The organism is Paenibacillus forsythiae T98 (assembly GCF_000520735.1).
Lineage (GTDB): Bacteria > Bacillota > Bacilli > Paenibacillales > Paenibacillaceae > Paenibacillus_AQ > Paenibacillus_AQ forsythiae.
Genome location: NZ_ASSC01000123.1, coordinates 1 through 2,990 on the forward strand (window position 1 = coordinate 1; position 2,990 = coordinate 2,990).

4 protein-coding genes are annotated in these 2,990 nt (G+C 58.5%); all 4 read left to right on the forward strand.

Features of this window, described 5'->3' with window-relative positions:
• Positions 1 to 573: M15 family metallopeptidase (locus L692_RS0104260; protein WP_025697525.1), on the forward strand; the 573-nt coding region annotated here is incomplete at its 5' end.
• A 78-nt stretch (positions 574 to 651) separates the two neighbouring features.
• Positions 652 to 1,002, forward strand: a complete 351-nt coding sequence (locus L692_RS0104265) for a DUF3243 domain-containing protein (RefSeq protein ID WP_025697527.1) — start codon at positions 652 to 654, stop codon at positions 1,000 to 1,002.
• 170 nt (positions 1,003 to 1,172) lie between these two features.
• Entirely contained in the window at positions 1,173 to 2,195 is a 1,023-nt protein-coding gene (locus L692_RS0104270; RefSeq protein ID WP_025697528.1) for an LLM class flavin-dependent oxidoreductase, read from the forward strand.
• Positions 2,196 to 2,337: 142 nt separating this feature from the next.
• Positions 2,338 to 2,990: formate--tetrahydrofolate ligase (locus L692_RS0104275; RefSeq protein ID WP_025697529.1), on the forward strand; the 653-nt coding region annotated here is incomplete at its 3' end.

The window sequence follows — 2,990 nt, forward strand, 5'->3', positions numbered from 1 at the left end:
AGCATCGGCGTCATGGTGAACAAGCAATATGGGCTGCCCGATCACTATAAGCCGGCCGATCTGGTGTATCCCGACGTTCCGTTTATTTTCAAGGAGAAGATCGAGAAGCGGATGATGCGCAAGGAAGCGGCTCATGCCCTGGAGGAAATGTTCGCTGGCGCGAAGCGGGACGGCGTGTCCCTGGCGGGGGTCTCCGCCTATCGCTCCGAGAAGACGCAGGAGGCTCTGTTCAATGCCTATGTGAAGCGGGATGGGGAGCAGAAAGCGCGCACTTACAGCGCCATCCCCGGATACAGCGAGCATCAGACGGGCCTGGCGATCGACCTTTCCGGCACGGACGGCAAATGCGCGGCGGAGAGCTGTTTTGCCGGAACGAAGGAGGCGGACTGGCTGGCGCAGCATGCGCCCGAGTACGGCTTCATCATCCGTTATCCGAAGGGCAAGGAAGCCTTTACGGGCTATATGTACGAGCCTTGGCATGTGCGGTATGTGGGCAAGGACATAGCCCGCAGCATCACGGAGCAAGGCCTTTCGCTGGAGGAATACTATAACGCTGTTCCCGTATCGAAATAGGGTTTGACCTTGATTCACCTTCATCCAGTCCGGTTAAATAGTGTGAAACCGCTATCAACGCTAAAGGAGGACGACGATGTGTCCGAGCATAACCATGTGGTGAGCAAAGACGGCGGAGGCGTGGCGATCGGACTGGTGAAGGAAACACTGGGTCGAATCGAACCCGGGCAGAGGGAAGAGATCTTGAGCAACTTCGACTCGTTCCGCACTTACTTGAGCAAGCGGATTCAATTAGCCAGAAAAATCGGTATCGGCGAGGCCCAGCTCGCTCAGGCGGCAGAGAAGGTGGCTGACTATCTGGCGACCCATGAGGAACCGCGCAACAGTGAGGAGAAGCTGCTTCTGGAGCTATGGAGTGTCGGCAGCAAAGAGGAGCGCGGCAGGCTTGCCTCCATGCTGGTTAAGCTGGCGTTGTCCGAACGGGTCTGAGGAACAGGAGAATCAGGTTCAGGCCCTCTCCGGCTTGCCGGGGAGGGTTTTTATGATAATATAACGACTATACGTTTAGATGATATATACACAAGTGAATTGGACAAAAAGACGGCTGAAACCTTCCGGGAGGAGGACAGCCGTCTGTTTCATGGAGAGGATGTTTGTCTATGATTAAGCTCAGTGTGTTGGACCAGTCGCCGGTATCGGAGGGAAGCACACCGGCCGAGGCGCTCGCGCAGACCGTCATTCTGGCGCGGGAGGCCGAGAGGCTCGGCTATTCCCGCTTCTGGGTGGCGGAGCATCATTTTTCGCCCGGCCTGGCCGGGTCCAGTCCGGAGGTGCTCACGGCGCATTTGGCTGCCGTTACCTCCTCCATCCGAATCGGCTCCGGTGGTATCCTGCTGCCGCATTACAGCGCATACAAGGTCGCGGAGAACTTCCGCGTGCTGGAGGCCCTCCATCCCGGACGGATCGACCTTGGGATCGGCAGGGCAGCCGGCGGAGGGGCTATGGCCGTCCGGGCCCTGCAGGAATACGGGAAGGCCGGACCCGGCAATTTCCCCTTGCAGATCAAGGATCTGATAGCCTATCTGAATGAGGGGGCGGACCCGCATCACCGCTTTGCAGGTCTTCAAGCGATGCCAACCGGCGGTTCGTCGCCGGAAATCTGGCTGCTCGCTTCAAGCAAGGACAGCGCGCTGTTGGCTGCCGGGCTTGGAACGGGACTGGCCTTTGCCCGTTTTATTAACGCGAGCGGCGGGGAAGAGGCGATGGAGGTCTATCGCAGCCATTTTTGCCCGTCGCCCTTGTCGCTCCGGCCCAAAGGAATGGTCGCCGTGTTCGCAGCCTGCGCAGAGACGACGGAGGAGGCGGACCGGCTCGCTTCCAGCATGGACCTCTCGGCGGTTCTGCTGGACAAGACGCATGTCTCTGCGCCAACCCCCTCCGCCCAGCGCGCGCTGTCTTATCCATATACGCCTTATGAGAAGCAAATCGTCAGGGAGAACCGCGAGGTTATGCTGGTCGGCTCTCCGGAAGAGCTGAGAAACCAGCTGCACGACATCTGCGAGCGGTACGGCTGCGAGGAAGTGATGATCGGCAGCGTTATGCACCGCTTCTCGGACAAGCTGAAATCGTACCAGCTGATCGCGGAAGCCTGCGGACTGACCCCTCGCGTGCCCGCTTCCTGAAGGCCGGGTTCCAAAATAAGGCTTGACGCTTCTCCAAGACCTTGTATCCTGTAATAAGAAGCTAATGTGCGGCATGCTGAGAAAATTCGATGGCTGGCGGACAGGAAGAGGATACTATGTTTCAGGGGGTTAGTATACGGGCATGAGGTTAATTACGGAAGTAGCGGCAGAGACGGGAATTCATGAAGACCATCTAGAGTTGTACGGCAAATATAAGGCCAAGCTGGCTCCATCCCTGTGGGATGAGATCAAGGACCGTCCCGACGGCAAGCTGGTGCTGGTCACAGCTATCAACCCTACGCCTGCGGGCGAAGGCAAGACGCTGACGACGATCGGTCTGGCGCAGGCGATGAACAAGGCGGGCGTGAAGACGGTGGCGGCGCTGCGGGAGCCGTCGCTTGGCCCTTGCCTTGGCATGAAGGGCGGAGCGACAGGCGGCGGGAAGGCGCAGATTGTTCCGGCCGACGAGATCAACCTGCATTTTACGGGCGATATCCATGCGGTGACGTCGGCCCATAATTTGCTGTCGGCCATGATTGACAATCATATTTTCCAGGGCAATGAGCTGGGGCTCGACCCGCAGAAGATCGTATGGAAGCGCGTTATGGATATGAACGACCGCAGTCTGCGCAGCATTGTAACCGGGCTTGGCGACGGCAACGGGATGGTCCGGGAGAGCGGCTTTCTGATCACCACGGCTTCCGAAATTATGGCTGTGCTGTGCCTGTGCAATAATCTGGATGATTTGCGGCAGCGCCTTGGCCGGATGCTGATCGGCTATGACCGCGACGGGCA